The organism is Siphonobacter curvatus (assembly GCF_002943425.1).
GTDB lineage: Bacteria > Bacteroidota > Bacteroidia > Cytophagales > Spirosomataceae > Siphonobacter > Siphonobacter curvatus.
Genome location: NZ_PTRA01000001.1, coordinates 1997976 through 2020062 on the forward strand (window position 1 = coordinate 1997976; position 22087 = coordinate 2020062).

16 protein-coding genes are annotated in these 22087 nt (G+C 50.2%); 11 read left to right on the forward strand and 5 right to left on the reverse strand.

What is annotated here, in order from left to right; translation table 11 throughout:
• Positions 1 to 411: 411 nt before the first annotated feature.
• Entirely contained in the window at positions 412 to 2013 is a 1602-nt protein-coding gene (locus C5O19_RS08190; protein ID WP_243406354.1) for a hypothetical protein, read from the reverse strand.
• 27 nt (positions 2014 to 2040) lie between these two features.
• Positions 2041 to 3264 carry a hypothetical protein gene (locus tag C5O19_RS08195; RefSeq protein ID WP_133163327.1) on the reverse strand — a complete coding sequence of 408 codons (1224 nt, stop codon included), beginning with the start codon at positions 3262 to 3264 and terminating at the stop codon, positions 2041 to 2043.
• A gap of 202 nt (positions 3265 to 3466) precedes the next feature.
• Between C5O19_RS08195 and C5O19_RS08200 the strand changes: the two genes are divergently transcribed.
• The 3 genes from C5O19_RS08200 (at position 3467) to C5O19_RS08210 (ending at position 6281) form a co-directional block, all read left to right on the forward strand.
• On the forward strand, positions 3467 to 4495 hold the full coding sequence (locus C5O19_RS08200; protein WP_104711227.1) for a DUF4421 domain-containing protein: 1029 nt from the start codon (positions 3467 to 3469) through the stop codon (positions 4493 to 4495).
• 39 nt (positions 4496 to 4534) lie between these two features.
• Complete coding sequence (locus C5O19_RS08205) at positions 4535 to 5668, forward strand: lactonase family protein (protein ID WP_104711229.1); 1134 nt, start codon at positions 4535 to 4537, stop codon at positions 5666 to 5668.
• A gap of 136 nt (positions 5669 to 5804) precedes the next feature.
• On the forward strand, positions 5805 to 6281 hold the full coding sequence (locus tag C5O19_RS08210) for a GNAT family N-acetyltransferase (RefSeq protein WP_104711231.1): 477 nt from the start codon (positions 5805 to 5807) through the stop codon (positions 6279 to 6281).
• A gap of 172 nt (positions 6282 to 6453) precedes the next feature.
• Here C5O19_RS08210 and C5O19_RS08215 read toward each other — a convergent pair whose 3' ends face one another.
• The 3 genes from C5O19_RS08215 to C5O19_RS08225 all read right to left on the reverse strand — a co-directional run bounded on the left by C5O19_RS08215 (position 6454) and on the right by C5O19_RS08225 (position 9263).
• Entirely contained in the window at positions 6454 to 7278 is an 825-nt protein-coding gene (locus tag C5O19_RS08215) for a T9SS type A sorting domain-containing protein (RefSeq protein WP_104711232.1), read from the reverse strand.
• 15 nt (positions 7279 to 7293) lie between these two features.
• Positions 7294 to 7836 (reverse strand): type VI secretion system tube protein Hcp, encoded by a 543-nt coding sequence (locus tag C5O19_RS08220; RefSeq protein WP_104711234.1) that lies wholly within the window; start codon positions 7834 to 7836, stop codon positions 7294 to 7296.
• A 347-nt stretch (positions 7837 to 8183) separates the two neighbouring features.
• The gene (locus C5O19_RS08225) at positions 8184 to 9263 is read right to left on the reverse strand and encodes a glycoside hydrolase 5 family protein (protein WP_207766392.1); all 1080 of its coding nucleotides are present in this window, start codon (positions 9261 to 9263) and stop codon (positions 8184 to 8186) included.
• Between the two features lie 532 nt (positions 9264 to 9795).
• On the opposite strand from C5O19_RS08225, the gene C5O19_RS08230 reads away from it, so the two are divergent.
• The 8 genes from C5O19_RS08230 to C5O19_RS08260 all read left to right on the forward strand — a co-directional run bounded on the left by C5O19_RS08230 (position 9796) and on the right by C5O19_RS08260 (position 21982).
• Positions 9796 to 10452 (forward strand): RNA polymerase sigma-70 factor, encoded by a 657-nt coding sequence (locus tag C5O19_RS08230; protein ID WP_243406355.1) that lies wholly within the window; start codon positions 9796 to 9798, stop codon positions 10450 to 10452.
• A gap of 34 nt (positions 10453 to 10486) precedes the next feature.
• Positions 10487 to 11461 (forward strand): FecR family protein, encoded by a 975-nt coding sequence (locus C5O19_RS08235; RefSeq protein WP_104711235.1) that lies wholly within the window; start codon positions 10487 to 10489, stop codon positions 11459 to 11461.
• 21 nt (positions 11462 to 11482) lie between these two features.
• Entirely contained in the window at positions 11483 to 12889 is a 1407-nt protein-coding gene (locus tag C5O19_RS26235; RefSeq protein ID WP_243406356.1) for a carboxypeptidase-like regulatory domain-containing protein, read from the forward strand.
• 6 nt (positions 12890 to 12895) lie between these two features.
• Positions 12896 to 14959, forward strand: a complete 2064-nt coding sequence (locus C5O19_RS26240) for a SusC/RagA family TonB-linked outer membrane protein (protein ID WP_262509724.1) — start codon at positions 12896 to 12898, stop codon at positions 14957 to 14959.
• Positions 14960 to 14969: 10 nt separating this feature from the next.
• Positions 14970 to 16847 carry a RagB/SusD family nutrient uptake outer membrane protein gene (locus C5O19_RS08245; RefSeq protein ID WP_104711237.1) on the forward strand — a complete coding sequence of 626 codons (1878 nt, stop codon included), beginning with the start codon at positions 14970 to 14972 and terminating at the stop codon, positions 16845 to 16847.
• A gap of 13 nt (positions 16848 to 16860) precedes the next feature.
• Positions 16861 to 17553, forward strand: coding sequence for a DUF3823 domain-containing protein (locus C5O19_RS08250; protein WP_104711239.1), 693 nt, complete (start codon positions 16861 to 16863; stop codon positions 17551 to 17553).
• A 285-nt stretch (positions 17554 to 17838) separates the two neighbouring features.
• Complete coding sequence (locus C5O19_RS08255) at positions 17839 to 18831, forward strand: glycoside hydrolase family 43 protein (protein ID WP_094811971.1); 993 nt, start codon at positions 17839 to 17841, stop codon at positions 18829 to 18831.
• A 730-nt stretch (positions 18832 to 19561) separates the two neighbouring features.
• Positions 19562 to 21982 carry a glutaminase family protein gene (locus C5O19_RS08260; RefSeq protein WP_104711241.1) on the forward strand — a complete coding sequence of 807 codons (2421 nt, stop codon included), beginning with the start codon at positions 19562 to 19564 and terminating at the stop codon, positions 21980 to 21982.
• The last annotated feature ends 105 nt before the right edge of the window (positions 21983 to 22087 follow it).

Consider the following 22087-nt stretch of genomic DNA (forward strand, 5'->3'; position numbering starts at 1 on the left):
CTAATCCATCCGTTTGAATACTACTACATCGGAAGTTTCGATTCCCGAGCCGAGGGGCATGAAAAAGCATTGAAGCACTTGCTTAGGACGTATGCTTTTGTATTCAGCGATGAATGTAAGGTGCTGTATGAGTATCCTGTAGACGGTTACCCACTTAAGGAAAGTCTATGGTATGATCAAGCTAAAGAAGAGTTGAGCTTAGAGACTGATGTACACAGTGGACCAATTGCCCAATGGGAAAACATAACGAAGGATTAAATGGAAAATTTAGTCGTATCCTTACATAATGGAATACCCATTGATAGCCTGTTAATTTCCCGCTAATTTGTGGTTAATCATTCAAGAAACAAAAAGGCGGACGAATCAAGATCAGATTCGTCCGCCTTTTGTCGTAATGTATTATAGATTCACTTACAATACTTTGGCATCAAACACGCCCGTAAGTACCCGATTATCACGTTTAACCTGAACCCAGATTCGATACGCTCCGGATTGGGGGAAGGCATAGGGAATACTCAGGTGGTTGGTATGGCCTTCGTGTTTCATGCCCGGCATGAGAGCCGCGTCCCGGGCGGCTTCGGGTAATGTAGCCAGTTTGGCCAGCACCTGATCAACGCTGTCGCGGAATACCTGCGGGGACGATGGGTTAGGAGCCTTCCGTTCCGTTTCGGCGATCCGATTTTCGAGAATCTGCTGGGAGGCATTGGAAAAGGTACCCGTTGGGTGGAGGTGAATGTATACCTGACCGTCGTTCTTAAACACGGCGGCATGCCCCATCATACCCAGGTACGGCTGTAAGACGGCGGGTTTGCCCTCGGGCGTCAGAATGGAAAAATTCAGGGAGTAGACTTTACCCGTCTGGAAGGTCTGATTGGGTTGGGCTTCCCAGACAATCGTGGAGCCATCCTGTAACTTAGTCCTTACGCCCGGTTTGCCACAAACTGTAATGGCCCGGTCGCCAAGCAAAGGTTGCTGGGTCGTTACTGACGAGGTAACCGCGTACGTATCCTCCGGATCGGCAACAAGGGTTTTGGACGTCGAACGGGGGAGGGCCGGAATATCGAGCGTGTCCGTTACGGTGTACGAAAAGCCCTGGTACCGTACCATGTCGGCGTACAACAGGTATTTGCCCGCCGGAAGGTCTGGCAAGGCCGCCTGAAACGTCAGCGAATCCACGCGATTGGGATGAAGATGGGCGAAGGCATCCATCGAGCCCTGCCGGACCAGAAACAAGTGCATGAGTTTGCCGTGATCCGGTACCAGATAACTCAGCGAACGTCGGTGCTGGGATGTCGAATCAATACGGAGTGTCAGGACGGGTTGTCCGGCCTGGGTCGTTACGCTGGAGTTGGCCCGATACGGTTTATACAGAAAATCCCGGTATTGGTCGGCCCGGGCTTTCCACCAGTTATTTCCAATGAACAGAATACCAAAGCAAAACGTAGCTCCCAATACGGACCCAGTTACACGGCGACGGCGACTGGTTTTCGTATCGGACTGTCCCGGCATGAGCAGACTATCGCTGAGGCTGGCTCCGAAGATAGTCGTCATCAAGCCGACTAATAAGGCTCCTAAACCCACCAGTACCCAACCCGTTACCGCCGGCATTTGGCGGGTGGCGGTCGATATAGCAACAATGGGCACCACGACGATACCCTTACCCAGACTTCCTTCAATCGTTACCTGTACACTGGCCGAGCCCGTTTCCATGAACCAGACGGACCCCTCAAACTGACCCGGTTCGCTGCCCACGGGTAGAGCCGGATCAGCTTGGGGTGAACCTTCGTCGCCCGCTGAAAAGTAGATGGGCTTGAGACTGATGTGCTCTACGCGACCCATTCCTACCAGTACGAATACTTTCGCCGTGCCGGGAATAACGTCCGGGGGTTGTACAAACACCTGTACGGGATATTTACCAGCAACCCCTTCGAATACTACACCCGAACTTCCGACGTGAGCCAGACTCAGCAAGGGGAATAGTAATCCTACGAAAAGATAAAAAAGGTATTTCATAAAAACCAAAGTCAGAAAAAGGATAGGTTAGCGAACAACTTTCTGCATCCATTTGCCCCAGGCCAGACCCAATCGGGTTGAAACCACGGTAATGAGCAGAGCAATACCCAGGCCGGAAGCCAGTTGAGCGGCCGATTCAATACCCCAGGGGCCGTAGGTATAGCGGTACTTCCAGTTGGGGTCGTTGGAAAAATACCAGGTGTAGTTACCAAAGATTTTATTTCGCGTGAGGGGCGAGGTAAAGTGAAATTCGGAGAAATACCACTGAGCCACGACATATACCACCGCAAACACCAAACCCAGGGCGAGGGCCTGTAGCCAGTCGTTGCGACCCTTCAGTCGAACCGCTACGAGATCACAGGCAATGGCCGGTAGGATCAGTAGGACGGGAAATCCGTAGAATTGAAAATGCGTAACCGGATTCAGGATCGGTCCGAGTAAAGGCTCGGCGGGAAATTGCTGGAGTACCCAGTTCGTGATCAGTAGCACGCTCATGTAAACCGCACTGATGATGGTACCACCCCAGCGGTGACCCGAGGCCCGTCCGGTAGCAAAAAGCAGCAGCGGAAATACGAAACCCGAGACCTGATAATACAGCGATGTGTGACCCCGCGAGTTGTCAATAAATTCGGAGGTGAACAGGTACACCAGGGCCAGCAGAAAACCCGCCGTCATCATAAACAGAAGCCGTAATCGCTGTACACGTTGCTGATTTTGTTCATCGCTGAAAGAAGCCACCCGATCTGCCCGGTTCAGAATCGCCATTACGATAAAGAGGGACCCCAACTGAATGGTCATCAGCCCAAAGATCAGTACGGCATGGGGCGGCGTAAAGATCTCCACGTCGAGGCCATAAGCGGCATGCCACCAATCGTCGAAAGGAGCCGAGGATAGGGCGGCCATACTACCCCAGATGCAGAAAAGTCCGCCCAAAGAGCTGTAAAAAATTCCCCAGAAGTGAACCGAGCGATTTTTCTCTTCCGCCGTACCCCAGAAGGAAGTTTTCAAACACTGATACCCCGCGAATGTACCCGCAAAAGCCGAGCCCAGGTAAATCAACAGGTGTGGGGCCGAAAATAAGCCGTCCCGGCCAATGGACATGTGCCAGGAAATATCCCAGAGTACGCCCACAAAAATGCTCAATGAAGCCAATACGCAGGCGTACACGTACAACGGAATGCCCAAGAGTAAAGAGGTGGAACGGTGGATGCGATGTTCCCAGGTTTGAGGAACCGATGCAGTCGTAGACATAGTAGAAACGGGTGAGGAATGGGTGAAGCAAGATAAGGTTTTAAAGTAGATAAATAACCTATTTTCAGTGCTTTATGAGTTTTGTTAAGTAAACAATTCTGTGGGGTTAAGCGTTAATACGGATCAAAGTCAATGTTTGCCCCGTAGCTTTGACCTCTTTTTTTAGCATTTAGACACGCCTATTCCATTATACCCCTACGCGATGACTTCCTTTTTTAGACTCTTGCCGGTCCTGCTAATCATGGGTACGGGTTCGGTAGAAGCTCAGTCATCCCGCTCCGAAATCGACACCAGCTACATTTCGTCTTACGTGCGAAAGCTGACAGGTCGCGTGTATATGTCGCAGAAGTACAGTCGCTTACTCATGAATAACTCCAAAATGCGACTTACGTATAAGCCCAACACCTCGCTCAACCTGGGCGTGGGGGCTACTTATGAATCGCTTACTCTGAATCTGGCCTACGGCTTTGGTTTTCTAAATCCGGATCATGGACAGGGAAAAACTAAGTACTTGGATCTGCAATCGCACTTGTACAGCCGTCATTGGGTCACCGACGTATACGGTCAATTCTACCGGGGATACTACCTGAAACCCCAGGAAATCAAATCGGATTCGTATTATTTACGACCCGATTTAAAGCTACGGATGGTCGGAGCTTCGGTATATCGGCTAAGCAATGGCGAACGGTTTTCGTACCGGGCTGCCTTCGTACAGAACGAATGGCAGAAAAAATCGGCGGGTTCCTGGCTCTATGGTGCGGAAATTTACTACGGGGTTATCAAGGCAGACAGTGCACTGAAACCTTCGGTTCTGGCTCCAGAGTATACTACTGAAAAGGTACGATTCTATAAGCTTGGACCGGGTGGAGGGTACGCGTATACCTGGGTACTGAACCGCCATTTTTTCGCGACGGGTTCACTGACGGCTAATTTGAATTTGACGATGAGCCACGAATACAATGACAATCAGCACGAGACTCGCCTGCACGTACGGCCCAATGTGAATTACCGGGCGGTACTGGGCTACAACAGTCCGCTCTGGAATGTCAACGTATCACTGGTGAATTCGGACGTGGGTTTGGCGGGGGCCAGTCGAACCGAGTACCTTATTCGGACCGGTAATTATCGACTTACCGTAGCCAAACGATTCGATCCCGGAAAGAAATTGCGAAAGCTGGCTCGGGAGAAGCGGCGATTACTCGATTCAGGGAATCCCATACCAAATGAGTAAATAACGTATAGCTTTGGGCTTTACTAAACCTTTGAATACATGCAAACATTAACTGTAATTTCCATAGGCCTGGGTCTACTTGGTTCGGCTCAACTAATTTCGCCGCCACGTTCAAAAAAAGATGAATATCACCTTCTGATTGGTACCTACACCCAAAAATCCAGTGAAGGCATTTACGTGTATTCTTTTAATACCAAGACGGGTGATTTTTCGTCGGAAAGCATCGCCAAGGGTTTGAAGAATCCCTCGTACCTGGCCGTTTCGCCGGACGAAAAAAAGGTGTATTCCGTGGGTGAAATGGAAAATGGCGGTGCCGTATACGCCTTTGCGTTTGATAATAAGACCGGTACGCTCGACAAACTGAGTTCAGAATCCTCTGGTGGAGCGGGCCCCTGCTACGTAGCTGTAGATCGAACAGGTAAGTGGGTGATTGTCGGCAATTACGGGGGTGGGAGTCTGAGCGTTTTGCCAGTACTGGAAAACGGCGGCGTAGGAGCCCCGCAACAAACCATCCAGCACGAGGGAAAAGGACCCAATGAAAAACGCCAGGAAAAAGCCCACGTCCACTCCATCAATATTGCTCCGAATAACCGCGACGTGTTTGTGCCAGATCTGGGCATGGACGAAATCACGTATTACCAGCTCGATGAAAAAACGGGTAAACTCACCGAAGGCAAACCCACGAAAACCACACCCGGAGCGGGACCGCGGCATTTTACCTTCCATCCATCGGGTAAGTTTGTATACGCCATCAATGAATTGAACCAGACCGTGACGGCCTATGCCTACAGCAAAGACGGCACTTTAACGCCGCTACAAAGTTTATCCACCGTACCAACGGATTTCAAAGGGCAGAATATCTGTGCTGATTTACACGTATCGCCGGATGGCAAATTCCTGTACGGTTCGAATCGCGGTCACGACAGCATTGCCATTTACGCCATCGACGCTAAAACGGGTACGCTCAAGCTGGTTGATATAACGTCTTCCGGCGGCAAACATCCCCGTAATTTCATGATTGATCCTTCCGGCGAATTGGTGCTGGTAGCGAACCGGGATACGGATAATGTGGTAGTATTCAAACGCGATGCGAAAAGTGGAAAAATTACACCTACGGGCAAGGAGATTTCCGTATCGATGCCCGTTTGTCTGAAAATGATTCCGAAAGGCTAGCCAAAATAAGTTCTCCGGCTGTAGATAAAACATCCCGAAGCTTTGCGGCTTTCGGGATGTTTTCATTTCAGACCGTTAATTTTAAAGGCCGGAAGTCAAACGCCGGTCTTTTTCACGTTCATTCCCTCTTGATTGTATGCTGTTTCGTCCCATTGAACCGAAAGACAACGCCCGTTTAGCTCAGATTATCCGGAGTTCCATCGAAGAATTTCATGTACCCCTGCAAGGAACTGCCCACACGGATCCTACAACGGACGATCTATTTACGCTTTTTCAAAAACCGGGCTCGGCCTATTGGGTAGCCGAAGAATCCGGCGAAATTCTGGGAGGTTGCGGCGTATCACCCACCAGTGGTCTGCCCGACGGCTGTGCCGAGCTGGTTCGTTTTTTCCTGACACCCGCCTCGCGGGGCAAGGGTATCGGAAAACAGCTCATGCAACAGTGTTTTGATACCGCCCAATCGCTGGGCTATCGCCAACTGTACCTGGAGACGTTTGCCGAAATGTCGGCCGCCGTGGGCATGTACGAGAAAATGGGTTTTCATTACATCCCGCAGGCTTTGGGTAATTCCGGACATTACAGCTGCACCATCTGGATGCTGAAAGAGTTGTAATCAGTGGCCACTGGGAAGCCAGTCCGGAATACCCGGTTCATGCACGCAAAGTCCATGTTTCGTCGCTATAGAGCGGGGTACGTAGATTGTGCTCCACAGGAATTAATAGCGATCCCATAAAAAAAGGTACTGGCTCGTCAACCAGTACCTTTTTTTATGAACGTGAGTGCAGCTAAGGCAGGAGTACAAACGAAGCCTGAGCAAGCTGAGTATTCGTACGAATCTTTACAAAAAAGAAACCCGCAGTTAGATGAGCCGTAGGATCTACCTCAATCCGAAAAGCATCCGATAAAGGCTGATCCTTTTGCTGGTAGACCAGCATACCCCGCGAATCATACAACTCAATGGCAACCGATTGGGGAGCTTTTAGCCCGGAGAGCTGAAAGGTAATCTTTTGCCGGACGGCCGGATTGGGAAATGCTCTGACGGTTAGTACCTGTTCGAATCCCTGTACCGAAACCACCTTCGAAAAAGTATAAGAACCATCCGTATCGATTTGTTTGATGCGATAGTAAGAAATTCCGGAAAAGGAATTTGCATCGATCGATTCGTAGCGAAGCGTTCGGGAGGAAGTGAGTCCGCCCCGTACGGTCGCGATGGTTTCGAAGCCTTCCGTCGCCTGCCCCGAACGCTGTACCTCAAACTGCTGATTGTTAACTTCGGTTGCGGTTTCCCAGCTTACTTTCACCTGATTTTCGCTGAGCCGCTGGCCCGTAACCTTTACCCAGGTTACGGGTAGGGGAGATTGAATCAAGTTACAGAGGTAGCTCTCGCAACTCGCCAGTTGTCGCCCCCCGGCAAGCGGTTTGGAGGCGGTACGAGACGTCTGTGAACGAACAGAAAAATGCCCGGCAGTGGTCAGTCGCTGAAGACTATCCACTTTCCGCTTCGTAACCTGATAAGGGCTGAGGGGGAGCTTGGCTCCTGATTGTGAATAGGCGGGTAGAGCCAGCCATCCGATACATCCCAGGAGGAGATAAAAATTGCGTAGCAACATAGGGAGGGCCGGGCTTTATAGCTGTTTATTCTGGCTAACATCGAAGCCAAATTTCTGTTGCAGTCCGCCTCCCTTAGAATCTGTTTCAAAGATGATGTATTGTTTGAAAACGAAACTAACCGATTCCTGTAAACCCGGACAACCTCCTTCACATTCGCCCGAAGAACTGGTTTCGTATGAAGTTACAAATACATCCTCCAGCCGAATTCGATAGGTAGTCCGATCTTTAGGATCATAAAAATTGAGATCAACTCTTGGTATCGATTTCCCACTGGTCATTTTACTGATAAAATCTATACTAGATATGTCATATGATTTTGTAAGTGTAAGAGCACTGAAATTAGGTTTACTCACAGTGGGTCCACCTCCTTTAATAAAAGAAGCTTCACTGGAGATGCCATACTGAATACTGTAGATTCTAACTTCATTCCGGTGATTAGGAGCTTCACTACCATTCGTTGTAATGTCATTGATGGACATGTAAATACCCTGGGCGTTCGTACGGGTTGTTACTAGAGCAAACAGGCTCAGGAGCAGAGAGAGATAAATTTTTCTCATGAATTAAAGAGATAAAAGGTGGAATAAAAGGGTTTGAAATGGATACAGGAAAGTAGCTTGACCGAAACAGTCAAGTCACTAGTCTAGCAGGTAAATGCTTTCAATAAGACGATCGTACTGGCGGGAGGGAACGCTTATGGGGAAAACATGACTTACACTAGCCGTTCAGGTGTCGTAAGTCAAAAACAAATGAGTACAATAAAAAATTGGATATAATGACGTTTAAAGAGGGCAAAACAAAGATAGGGAATAGCGTTGATAAAAATCAATACCTTTTACCATCCAGTAAAAAAATATCCCGAAAGCATTCAATGCTTTCGGGATAAAACTATCTTATTAAAAAGATTTTACTTCTTCGTCAATTCTCGGATCACCTGTACTTCTTCGGCTTTGTAAGGGCTACCGTCTTTCCGGAATACTTCGTGGAACCAGAGCTTGGGTTCATCGCCGCTGGGAATGGGTTCGTCCCAGGCGTAGTATGTGTTGGTTTTACCCGCTACCAGGCCCCAGTTGATGGCTCCCACTTTGTATTTTTTGAAAATGGGTAAACAGGTTTGGAAGAGGCTGTTGTGCTTGCGGGCCATGTATTCTGTACAGATCATTGGACGACCGAGTTTCTGTAATTCTAGGATCTGTTTTTCCAGATCTTCTGCCGATTTGTAATTGTGAAACGTAATGATGTCCGAGTTGGCTAACATAAATCCGTTGGATAATGGATGGTCATGCCACCAGCCGGACGTAATCGGCTGACTAGGTTTGGCCGCCCGGGCCCATTCAAACGACTTGATGAGCAACGGCATCACGGCATCATTGTAGCCATTGTTGGTTGGTTCGTTGAATAAATCCCAGCCTAAAATACGTTTGTCGTTGGCATAAGCTCCGATGACGCCCTTCGTATATGCTTCCAGTGGTCCCCAGGTACGCGAGTCAAACATCCGCTTGGTACCGGGTGCCCGTAGCCAGCCCGAGTTATGTACACCCGGTTTAGGTTCGGGTTGTTTGCCGGTTTTCGGATCGTCGTTCCAGCAGGAATCGAAGAGTACAAACAGAATTTTGATCTTGTGTTTATCGGCAATGGTCAGAAACTCGCCCATGCGTTTCTTGAGGCCTTCAGCGTCGTTTTCCCAGAGCAAATTGTGTAGAAACACCCGCATGACGTTCATACCAATGCCTTCTGCCCAGCCCAGTTCTTTGTCAATTGTTTGCGGATCCCAGGTATCGGCTTGCCAGAATTCCAGCTGATTAATGGCCGTACTAGGGGTAAAGTTGGCACCTACGGGCCAGGGTTGCTTGGCGTACCAGTCGTTGGCTTTCTGAGCCGACCAGCGACCAGGTACCACTTTAACGGGTTCGCCCGTCGTGGTTTGAGCTTGAGCCGTTACGAAAAAAAAGCCCAGCGTGAGAAGGGTAAGCAAACTACGAATCATATCAAGCGTTGGTAGTTAGTGGTTAGTAGTGGATTGTTTAGAGGTAGTCAGTAAGCGTAGCTAATGAACGGAAACGTTAGTGAATAATTAAGGATTAGAGGTTAAGCGTATGATTTTGATGCCTTCGTAACCAGTCGAGCGTACCCGATGCATTACGGTATAAGAGCTCATTCCGGTAATGGCCCGGAGCCAACGCTGCCCGATTCATTGATTGGGCAGGCGTTGGTCCAAAGCAAATAGATAAAATAGGCAAGAGGTATAGTTTCATTCAAGGGTACTTTGAATTCGTGCAAAGGTATGGAATAAATCAAGCTACACTCAGGACAAGTTCGTAGGCCGAAACCCTGAGTTTGTAATTCGAACGAATAGAATTATTTGTAGGAAGAACTAGACTGGTGTTTTTAAAAAAATTAGTTACTCTTATTAAGGTTGAAAAAAATATACAAAAAATTATAAAAAGGACCCAGGGTGTTTGATAACCTACTTGTCAATAAGCTCAGTAAACCCCTTTACTCGCTGGAAGCACTGACTTATGTCTTTACCTGTACCAACCCCGGTAATCCGTTCTTTACCCGCCGCCCGGTTGGTGGATTTCAATCCACGTAATCCAATGGGCAAAGACACGGAAGAATCGTTACAATTGTTATTTCAGGAAAACCCCCAGAAGGGCTGTGAAGCCCTGTTTAGGCAATACTACGCGGCTTTATGCAGTCATTCAGTTCGACTGGTGTATTCCAAGGAAGTAGCCGAAGACATAGTCTCGGAAGTCTTCTGTCGCTTCTGGAGTGATCGGGTGTATGAATCCGTCACGACTTCCTTCGTGGCTTACTTGTACCAGGCCGTTCGAAACCGTTCGTACAATTACCTGCGGTGGGAATTACAGAAATCCCGCCAGAGTACCGATCCCCAGGAGTTGGCTGTAGTAGATTACCAGCCATCGCCCGCCGAAATGGTCCAGTTCGACGAGCTGCAACGCAAAATTGAGCAAACGATTGAACAACTTCCCTCGCAGTGCAAGCGGGTTTTTCTGCTGAGCCGCTTCGAAAACCGGAAGTATCAGGAAATTGCCGATGAACTTCAAATCAGTATAAAAACCGTCGAAACGCACATTAGTAAGGCTTTATCGACGCTCCGACTCGTCTTGAAAGACGAGGGGCTTTTGTTTCTTATCGTGCTCTTCAGTTGCTAAGGTTTTATCCCATCTTTCTCATTTTCCTCAACGTATGCAATCGATTACCCGAGTCCATCTGATGGATTATCATGCCGGGCGAGCGACGCCTTTGCAGGCCCGGTTGATTGAAGAATGGCTTCAGCAGCCGGAAAATCGAACCCTGTTCTACGAAACCCTCCACGCGTGGGAATCGCAGCAACTTCAATACGTGGCCGATACCGAAACGGCTCTCGAACGGTACCAGTTGTTCATGCAACAGGGGAACCAGCCGATGGAAGCCAAGCCCGTCAGTCGTCGGTTATGGTCTTGGAAACCCTGGTTTGCCGCGGCGGGGGTATTGTTACTGTGCTCAGGCTGGCTGTTTCGGGATTCCCTTCAGTATAAAACTTACCAAACGCAATACAGTCAGGTACTTGCCGTCGAACTACCCGATGGCAGCCACGTCACCCTCAATGCCAATTCGACGTTGAAATACCCCCGCTTTGACTTTGGGAGCGGCCCTCGAAACGTACGGCTGACCGGAGAAGCCCGCTTTTCCGTAGTACACACGAAAGACCATCGCCGCTTTGTCGTCAAAACCGACCGCAACCTCGACGTGGAAGTACTCGGGACCGAGTTTGTGGTATTCAACCGGGAACGCGGTACCCGGGTGGTACTCATGCAGGGAAAAGTGCAGCTGAATTTCCAGAAACAGGGCCGGACGCTAACCATGAAACCCGGTGATCAGGTAACCCTGACCCCCGTGGGTTCCTTCGCTCTGACGAAACAGCCGAAACCCGAGGAGGTGGCCGCCTGGACGCAGCACCGCTACGTGTTTGCCGATACTAAACTCTGTGAAATTGCTCAGCTGATGAAGGAGAATTACGGGTACGAAGTAAGGATTCCGAATCAGAACCTCGCCCAACGAATGGTCAGCGGAACCTTCAATGCCAAAGACGGAAACGAGTTGTTAAACGCCCTGCAACTGGTCCTGAATCTGCAGGTGGAACGCGTGGGCAAGCACATTATCCTGACCGAGAAAAACTAATTCTACCTCTTACGATTATCTATGAAAAAAACACTACCCATCTGCTTATGGGCGGGTTTGACGATGCTACCGGGGATTGGCATCTCGCAGACCTTCGCCCGTGCTGAAACCCTGCGGCAGGAAACCAAAGCTCCGACGTATCTCTCGCTCCGCAAGGTTTTGCAAGAAATCAAGACCCAGTATAAAGTGGATATTCTGTTCGAGAACCGGGTGGTCTATCCGGTATCGATCCCGGTCGAGCGGCTAAGAAGCCATCGAACGGCGGAACAGGCCCTCCGGGCGATCCTGTATCCGGTGGGGCTGACGTACCAGAAAGTCAAGGAACATGCCTACGTCATTACGCCGGAAGAAAGGTCCACGCCAGCCACCACACCTCCCAAGACTTCCTTTGTGATGCCTTCGGTGAATGCCACCACGCCTTTGCTGTCGCTGCTGCACGCGACGCCTTCGGCCGATATTCCCGTTCGCGGCACTGTACGCGATGAAGCAACGGGCGAAGGGTTACCGGGCGTTAACGTCATCGTCAAGGGAACGTCGAAAGGAGCCACGACGGATGCGACAGGGACGTTTCGGTTGGATATTCCCGATGATAATGCTATTCTGGTGTTCTCTTCCATTGGCTACCAAACCCAGGAGCTGGCCGTTGGTACGCAGACGGTACTGAACATTTCGATGAAGGCCACCGATCAGGCCCTGAATGAAGTGGTAGTCGTGGGCTACGGCGAGCAAAAGAAAGAATCCATCACCGGAGCGATTTCGACCATTTCTAGTAAAGACATCGAAAAAGTACACGGCGGATCGACCGTAAGTAGTGGTCTGGCGGGCAAAATTCCCGGCGTCTCCTTTCGGATGACCGATGGACGGCCCGGTTCGAGTGCCAACATCCAGATCCGGAATATGGGCAATCCGCTGTACGTCATCGACGGCATTCAGAAAGACGCGGGACAGTTTAACAACATTTCCCCCAACGACATTGAAAGCATTACCGTACTCAAAGACGCTTCGGCGGCCATTTACGGGGTACGGGCGGCCAATGGGGTTATTGTTGTAACGACGAAACGCGGGAAGATGGGGAACCCTAATACCATCAATGTGGATGCCTACACGGGGGTACAGAACTGGACGCGTTTTCCCCGTACCACCAACGCCTACGAATGGATGTTGGGGAAGGCCGACGGCGAAATGAACCAGTACGGCCGCACGGACATTACGCCGGAAGAACTGGCCAAATGGCAGCAGGGGACCGAGACGGGCTACAAAAGCTTTGACTGGCACAACTACATCATCAAGAAGAACGCTCCGCAGTACAACATCAATATCAACGCAACGGGTGGTTCCGATAAAATCAATTACTACATCTCGGCGACGCACCTGTTTCAGAACTCCGTATTGGGTCGGGAGTTTACGTTCAAACGAACCAATATTTAGAGTAATATCGACGCTCAGATTACGAATTCCCTGAAAGTCGGCGTACAAATCAACGGCCGGATTGAAACGCGGGATAACCCCGGTGTACCCGGTAGCGATGATTACTGGGGACCGCGGTTTGCGTTGTTTCGCAATCGTCCCACCGAACGTCCTTTTGCCAACGACAATCCTGCCTATCTCAACGACATCGGTCACAACGATACGAACTGGGGCTTGCTGAATAAGGATAAGTCCGGTTACTGGCGGGAAGACTGGCGGGTGCTGCAAACCAACTTCACGGGCGAATACCGCTCGCCCATCAAAGGACTGACGGCCAAGGGTACCTACTCGTACTACATCGCGGATCGCTTAATGAACGGTCACGAATACACGTACGATGCCTATACGTACTACAAAGACACCGATACCTACGTTCGTACGGGCGGCAGTACCAACCCCTGGCGGGAGCGGGGTACGCGAAAAGTGCTCGAAAACGTAGTGCAGGGACAGGTCAATTACCAGAACAGTTTTGGCAAACACAACCTGGCTGCCACATTTGTGGCCGAGCGAATTTCCCGCCGCGAAATTGACGTATGGGTGCACTCGGTACCGCAAACCAACGAATTGCCCTTGCTGCAATTCGCCGATATGGACACCTACAACGACAGCGACATCCAGACGGCCCGGGCTGGTTATATCGGACGTCTGAACTACAACTACCAGAACAAATTATTTCTGGAACTGGCCGGGCGGCGGGATGCTTCCTACAAGTTTGCTCCCTCGAAACGCTGGGGTTTCTTTCCCTCGATTTCCGGTGGATGGCGGATTACCGAAGAACCTTTCTTCAAGAATTGGGTAGGAGGTGACCGCGTACTGACCAACCTAAAACTTCGCGGATCGTACGGGGCACTGGGAGATGATGACGTAGGCATCGGTGATTTCGATTACGTATCCGGTTACAACTACGGTTCCTCAACGGTCATTATGGATGGAAAAGTGATTAAAGGTTCGCGGGACCGGGGAGTACCCATCACGAACATTTCCTGGTTTACTTCGAAAATTCTGGACTTCGGTCTGGACTACACCATCCTGAACGGCAAATTCAGTGGTTCGCTCGACTATTTTAACCGGAAGCGTTCCGGCCTACGGGGCCGGAAGTACGATGTGCTGGTTCCTTCTGAACTCGGCTACGGCCTGCCCGACGAAAACGTCAACAGCGATGCTCAGCTGGGAGGGGAAGGTTCGCTGTTTTACACTAGCAAAATCGATCAACTGAACTTTACGATTGGTGGAAACCTGTCGTATTCCCGCCGGAAATTCCTGAGTTCGTACAAACCCCGCTGGAACAATTCCTGGGATTATTACCGCAATTCAGGTGAAAACCGCTGGAATGACCTGTACTGGGGGTATCACGTCATCGGTCAGTTTGAATCACTCAATCAGATTGCCGAATACGGCGTGAACATCGACGGTCAGGGCAACAAAACCCTACTGCCCGGTGACCTGATTTACGAGGATACTAACGGCGATGGGATGATCAACGACTATGACCAGCGTCCAATTGGGAATGGAGCCGGTAGCAACCCCACGATCAATTTCGGTATCAACCTGCAACTGGCCTGGAAAGGCTTTGACTTTACGGCTGACTTCTCGGGTGGTTCGGGATACTCCGTGATCCGAAACTGGGAGATGCGTTGGCCCTTCCAGAATACGGGGGCGTTGTTGAAAGACTTCTACGAAGATCGCTGGCACCGCGAAAATCCGTATGACCTCAACAGTGCCTGGATTCCCGGAAAATTCCCGGCCTTACGCTTCAACGATGGCGGCCACAGTAACAACCGTTCGTCGGATTTCTGGCTCACTAACGTCACCTACCTCCGAATGCGTACGATGGAGTTCGGCTATTCCATCCCGCAGCGAATGCTCGAAAAAATCAAGGTAAAACGAGCTCGGGTGTACTTCAATACCTACAACCTCTTCTCCCTTGATAATCTGCGGAAGGCGGGTATTGATCCGGAGATCTCGGAAGAAAACGGCCTGGCTTATCCCCAAAATAAATTCGTCAACGTAGGGGTGAACCTCTCGCTCTAATACCCTGACTATGAAAAAAATGCATTATCTCAGTTGCCTGGTTCTCATGCTGGTGAGTTGGTCCTGCAACGATGAGAAGTTTCTCGATAAAGACCCGACCAATATTCTCACCAACGATAAAGTCTGGCAGAGTCCGAATCTCGTTCTCACGGTGCTGGTGGATTTATACGATCGTTATCCCGACATGCAGAGTACGGAAAGGTGGGTGGAGTACGCCAACTTCGACGAGGCCTTTGCTTCGAGTTCTGGAGAGTACTACCGTCACAAAAATCAGGAGTACAGCTACGACTGGTGGAACTATTGGGATTACGGCTACCTGCGGGAAATGAACCTGTTCATTCAGAAATGCGAACAGGCGACCCAACTCAGTGCCGGCGACAAAACACGTTTCCTAGCCGAAGCCCGGTACCTACGAGCCTCGTTTTACTTCGAGGAAGTGAAACGCATGGGCGGCGTACCCCTGATTCTGGAACCCCTGGCGTACGACTTCAGCGGCGATCCCACCTACCTGCAACACGCCCGGGCGAAGGAATCCGAGATTTACGACTTCGTAATTGCGGAGATGGAGGCGATTAAAAATGATTTGCCGGCGGATGCTAACGTAAAATCACGGGCTTCGAAAGGACTGGCTCTGGCCACCGAAGCCCGGGCGGCTCTCTACGCTGGTTCGATTGCCAAATACGGGGTCAACACCCCTCAGGTCTCTCTGCCCGGTGGGGAAGTGGGCATCGCTGCCGATAAAGCGGCGGGCTATTACCAAAAAGCACTGAAAGCGGCCGAGGAACTCATCGCTTTGGGGCAATACTCGCTGTATCTGAAAAAGCCGACGGATTTGCAGGACAACTTTGCCAGTTTGTTTACGGATAAATCCAACAACGCCGAAGTTCTTTTCGTGAAGGATTTTAAACTTAAAAGTGGCAAAACCGTCGATTGGACGATTAATAACCAGCCGCGTTCGGTGGCCGAGGAACAGCAGGGCGGTCGCCTGAATCCTTCGCTGAATCTGGTACAGTCCTTCGAAAAACTGGACAACACCTTTGCTCCCTATGCCTACACGGAGGCGAATGGCGGCTATCGGTACTTCTCTAATCCGCTGGAATTATTTGCCGGTCGTGATGCTCGTTTAGGTGGAACCGTGATTTTGCCGGGAAGCCAGTTTAAAAGCAAAACCGTAGACATTTGGGCCGGGTACATTCTGGCCAACAATTCCATCATTACGGGCGATAACTTCGGCTCCCGCAAGGTACTGCCCGGCAAAACGACGGAAGAACAGGTGGTTGGGTTTGACGGTCCGATTGACGGGCTGGAGTACAGTGCTCAGACGGGCTTTTACGTGCGTAAGTACCAGGATCCGACCGTAGGATCCGGGCAACTCGGCACCCGGAGTGAAGTTTGGTGGATTCGCTACCGTTACGCCGAAGTACTGCTCAACGCCGCCGAAGCTGCCTTCGAACTGGGGCAGTCGGCCAAGGCTGCCGAGTACCTGAATCAGGTTCGGAAACGGGCCGGTTTTACCAAAGATCTGGTCGCGGCTGACCTGAGTTTCGACCGCATTGTGCACGAACGTAAAGTAGAACTGGCGTTTGAAAATCACATTTTCTGGGATCTGAAACGCTGGCGGCTGGCTCACGTGGTCTGGAATGGCAACGCGACCGATCTCACGACCCAGCCTGGCGTAGCTACCGAAACCAGCACCCGCATTTTCGGACTGTGGCCGTATAAAATCTACGCTCCGGGTACCGAGCAGAATGGCAAGTGGGTGTTCAAGAAGATCATTCCTTCGAATGTGACCAACCCGCACCGCTTCCGGCTGGGTAATTACTACTCGTTCATCAACGAAGACATCCGGAACAACAACCCAAAAATTGTGAAAAACCCGAACCAGTAAACGCACCGGACTGATGAAAAAATATCTTCTCTTTTTACTGCTGGGAGCTTCGCTAACGGCCTGTACCTTTGATAATTACGATCCGCCGTCTTCCGTATTAAAGGGCCGGATCGTGTATAAGGGTGAACCCATTGGCGTTGAATACAACAACGTAACCTTCGAACTCTGGGAGCCCGGCTGGGGCAAAAAAGGATCGATTAACGTGACGGTCGATCAAAATGGCTCGTATGCCTCTACCTTATTCGATGGCAATTATAAGCTGGTGATTCCTTCGTATCAGGGACCGTTCAAGTCCATTCGCAACGCCGAAACCCAATCGGATACCATTCCGGTGCAGGTACGCGGCAGTCAGACCCTGGACCTGGAGGTATTGCCGTACTACATGATCCGTAATGCCACCTTCACGGGCGGAGAGTCGAAGGTTTCGACGCAGTTTTCGATTGAAAAAATTATTACCGATGCCTCGGCCAAAGCCATCGAAGAAGTGGCTCTGTACATCAGCAAAACGGACTTTGTAGACGTTCGGACCAACATTGCCGCTCAGGTAATCAAAGGAGCCGATCTGAAAACCATGAGTGGCATTCAGCTGCAGGTGACGGTACCGAAACTGACACCGACGCAAAATTTTGTATTTGCCCGTGTCAAACTGAAAGTCAGTGGGATAGAAGACCCGATTTTTTCGCCCATTCAAAAAGTGACCTATTGATCAATGCTTCCCGGAAGCGACAACCCTTTCGGGAAGTTTTTTTAGTAACGGTTGGTTTTGCTTCCCATTTGTAAAACTTTTCTACTGCCTTTTTATTCCAGATGACCTGCGTCAATCCGCTTCAGATTCATACATTTCCCGTACCGCAACCCGGCAAAAAGCCGATCTATTTTGACGATCAAAAGTCGACGAAGTTTTTAGGAGATGAGTTGAAACGAACAAGATGGTACTTTTACTGGTAATAGTTCTAGTTTTCAATCCTCTCAAACACTATTGTCTGGTTTCATGCGGAAGCTGTCCAAATCTCTCAAACAAAAAAGTCTCCTGGTACTGGCCCTGGCGGGTGCGGCTTTCGGAGCTGATGCTCAGAAAACCTCGGGTAACCCCATTTTTCCGGGCTGGTATGCTGATCCGGAAGGCGTAATTTTCGGGAAGACGTACTGGGTATATCCCACGTACTCGGCTCCTTACAATAAGCAGGTACACATGGATGCTTTTTCTTCGCCGGATCTGGTGACCTGGAAAAAACATCCCAATATTATCGATACCAGTGCGGTAAAATGGGCCAAACGGGCGTTATGGGCACCGGCCATCATCGAGAAAAAAGGCAAGTACTACCTGTTTTTCGGAGCCAATGATATTCAGAATGATCAGGAGAAAGGGGGCATTGGCGTCGCCGTGGCCAACAAGCCTTCCGGACCGTTCAAGGATCTGCTGGGCAAACCTCTGGTCGATAAATTCCACAACGGTGCTCAGCCCATCGATCAGTTTGTGTTTAAGGATAAAGACGGGAAATATTACCTCATTTACGGTGGCTGGCGACACTGTAACATTGCTCAGTTAAAAGAAGATTTCAGCGGATTCATTCCGGCCGAGGATGGCTCAACCTTCAAGGAAATCACGCCGGAAAACTACGTCGAAGGGCCAATCATGTTCATTCGGAATGGCAAGTACTACTTCATGTGGTCCGAAGGCGGCTGGACTGGCCCGAACTATTCCGTTGCGTACGCCATCGCCGATTCTCCCTTTGGTCCCTTCAAACGAGCTGGTAAAATTTTGCAGCAGGATGCAAAAGTAGCCACCGGAGCAGGGCACCACTCGGTCATCCAGCGGCCCGGTACGGATGAATGGTACATCATCTACCACCGTCGTCCACTGGGAGAAACCGACGCCAATCACCGGGTAACCTGTATCGAACGCATGTATTTCGATGAAAAAGGTGAAATCAAACCCGTAAAAATCACGTTCGAAGGCGTTCCAGCTCAGAAGGTAAAATAACCTTATAAATCAGGGTTTTAACTCATTAAAAGTTACTGTCTGTTTAACCTGAGACCCCAGCCCGGGGTCATGCCCCGGGCTATCTATCTAAAGTATTCTTTGGGTTTGGTAAGTGATAATTTAACTATGGCTTGTTGCTTTTAGGGAGCTTCTTTATTCACCTAGACCAAGTTTGGTCCCGTAAGTATGGCTGTTCAGTAGCGATCAGCAATCCATGTCGGGCCATTTCACGCCTAACCATTCCATGGGGGCGACAGCCTGCTCAGGGCCACCGCATTTCGGCTATCGTAGCTCGTTCGGCGGCCCCATGGAATGGCCCCCATGGAATGGCCCCCATGGAATGGCTGATACGCGGGAGAGGTTTTCATCTTCGAGCAGTAGTAATGTTGTTAGTTTCTAGCGAGTCGGTACTGTTGACGACATAAACCCAGGCCCCGTCCTATCGCGAAAAGCCGCCTTTTTCATCCGCAAAGCGGTAGCCTGGAGCGGGATGAAAAGAGCGGTGTTTGCGATACGGACTAAGAGATCAGCCGTCTTTAAATGACGAAGTACTGATTCATTGAGACTAATCGGTTGTTAATAAATTCTTACGTACTAAATGACCAGCCATGCCTCTGGAACGTAAAACAGACTTGTTAAACTCATCTTCAATTCCTCACAACACCTAAAAACTACAGCTTTCAACCGATCCCTTTTACGTAAACTGCTTTATTATTTTTCCCTATTTACTATGAAAAAACACCTTTTACTGCTGGCCGCCCTGGCCGCGGGTGGCTGGGCTCAGGCCCAGGTAGGACGGGCTCCAGCGTACCCACTACTTACGCACGACCCGTATTTTAGTGTCTGGTCAACGACCGACGAACTGACGGCTTCACCCACGAAACACTGGACCGGTGCCGATCAACCCTTGTTGGGCGTTTTGACCGTAGATGGCGTCAATTATCGATTCCTGGGCCAAGAGGCGAAAGGCTACGAAACCATCCTGCCTACGGCGGATGAAATGGCGTACTCTGTTCAGTACACCGAAAAAGAACCCAAAAGCGGCTGGAATACGCTGAACTTTTCAGATAGCGACTGGAAGACGGGCAAAGCCCCCTTCAGCGATGACAAGAATCAGGCCGCTACGCTCTGGAAAAGCGAAGACCTCTGGACCCGCCGGAGCTTCACGCTCAAGCAGGCCCCTACGAGTCAGGTATACCTGAAAATTCAGCACGACGACAACATCGAAGTCTATCTGAACGGAGAAAAAGTATACACGCACAAGGGCTGGATTACCAAGGTCAACTACATTCCCATTCAGTCAAAACTGAAAGCGGGAAAGAACGTACTGGCCATTCACGTGGCTAACACGGCGGGTGGTGCCTGGCTGGACGCGGGCTTGTCGAGTGAAATGCGTTCGAATGAAAAAACGACGATGCAGGCGGCTACGCAGAAGAGCATGGATTTTACCGCTACGCAAACTAAGTATTCGTTTACGTGTGGTAAAGTAGATCTGGACGTATCCTTTGCTTCGCCGCTGTTAATGAACGACTTAACGCTGTACGCTCGTCCGGTTTCTTACGTGACGTACCGTGTAAAAGCCAACGATGGAGCCGCTCACCAGGTAAACTTCTACTTTGGCGTATCAAGCAGTCTGGCGACCAACGTACCCACGCAGCCCGTAACGGCGACAACGGCCTCAACCAACGATTACGTGGCCTTGAAAACCGGAACGAAAGAGCAGGCCATCCTGAAAAAGAGTGGCGATGACCTCCGCATTGACTGGGGCTATCTCTACGTGGCAGCTCCCAAGCAGAACCAGGCCGTTCAGACCGTAAGTACGCTGCCCGCCCTGAAAGCCCAGCGTTCGATGATCACGGAAGGTAAATCCCTATTTCTGAATACGATCGTCAATCTGGGATCGGTGAATGCTACACCTAAAGAGCAGTTTTTGACGGTGGCTTACGACGACATTGAGTCGATTCAATACTTCGGTACGAATCTGAAGCCCTGGTGGAAAGAAAACGGATCGACCATTGAGCGGGAAATTACTACGGCTATCAAGGATTATAAATCGGTGATGGAAAAGTGTAATGACTTCGATCGCCAGGTCTATGCCGATGCCAAAAAGGCGGGTGGAGAAGAATATGCCAAGCTGTGTGTACTGGGCTATCGTCAGGCGGCGGCGGCTCATAAGCTGGTGAAGAGTCCGCAGGGTGACATTCTGTATCTGTCGAAGGAAAACTTCAGTAATGGCTGTATCAATACCGTAGATGTTACGTATCCTTCGGCCCCGCTGTACCTGTTGTACAACCCCGACCTGATGAAAGGCATGCTCAATGGTATTTTCTATTACAGTGAAAGTGGTAAATGGACGAAGCCCTTTGCGGCCCACGATCTGGGTACGTACCCGCTGGCGAATGCACAGGTGTACGGCGAAGACATGCCCGTGGAAGAATCCGGCAACATGATCATTCTGGCGGCGGCGATTGTGAAAGCTGAAGGCAAACCCGATTACGCCCGCAAGCACTGGAAAACGCTGACGACCTGGGCTGATTACCTGCTGAAAGATGGCTTCGATCCAGCCAATCAACTCTGTACGGACGACTTCGCTGGTCACCTGGCCCGCAATGCCAACCTTTCGGTAAAGGCGATTGTCGGCTTAGGTTGCTACGCGATGATGGCCGAGCAACTGGGCGAAAAGGCCACCGCTGAAAAGTACCGCAAGAGTACCGAAGAGATGGTACAGAAGTGGATGCAGATTGCCGACGACGGCGATCACTACGCACTGACCTTCGATAAGAAAGGAACCTGGAGCCAGAAGTACAACCTGGTATGGGATAAGGTTCTGGGACTGAAACTGTTCCCGCAGTCGGTGTACGAAAAGGAAATCAAGTATTACCTGACGAAGCAGAATAGCTATGGCTTACCCCTCGACAGTCGCAAGACGTATACGAAATCCGACTGGATTGTATGGACGGCAACGCTAACGGACAATCAGGCTGATTTTGACGCTCTCGTCAAACCTCTTTTAAAGTACGCTCATGAAACCTCGTCTCGCGTACCCATCAGCGACTGGCACGAAACTACCGATGGTAAAAAGGTTGGTTTCCAGGCCCGGAGCGTAGTAGGGGGGTATTTTATGAAATTACTCAATGACAAAATGAAGTAATTGTAGCGGAACTCGTTTAGTAGTCGATGCCAGCTAGCTAGCTGGCATCGACTATTTGTAACCAGTTGTCGGTTGCTAGTATCTTTCAGGAAGAACGATACGTAC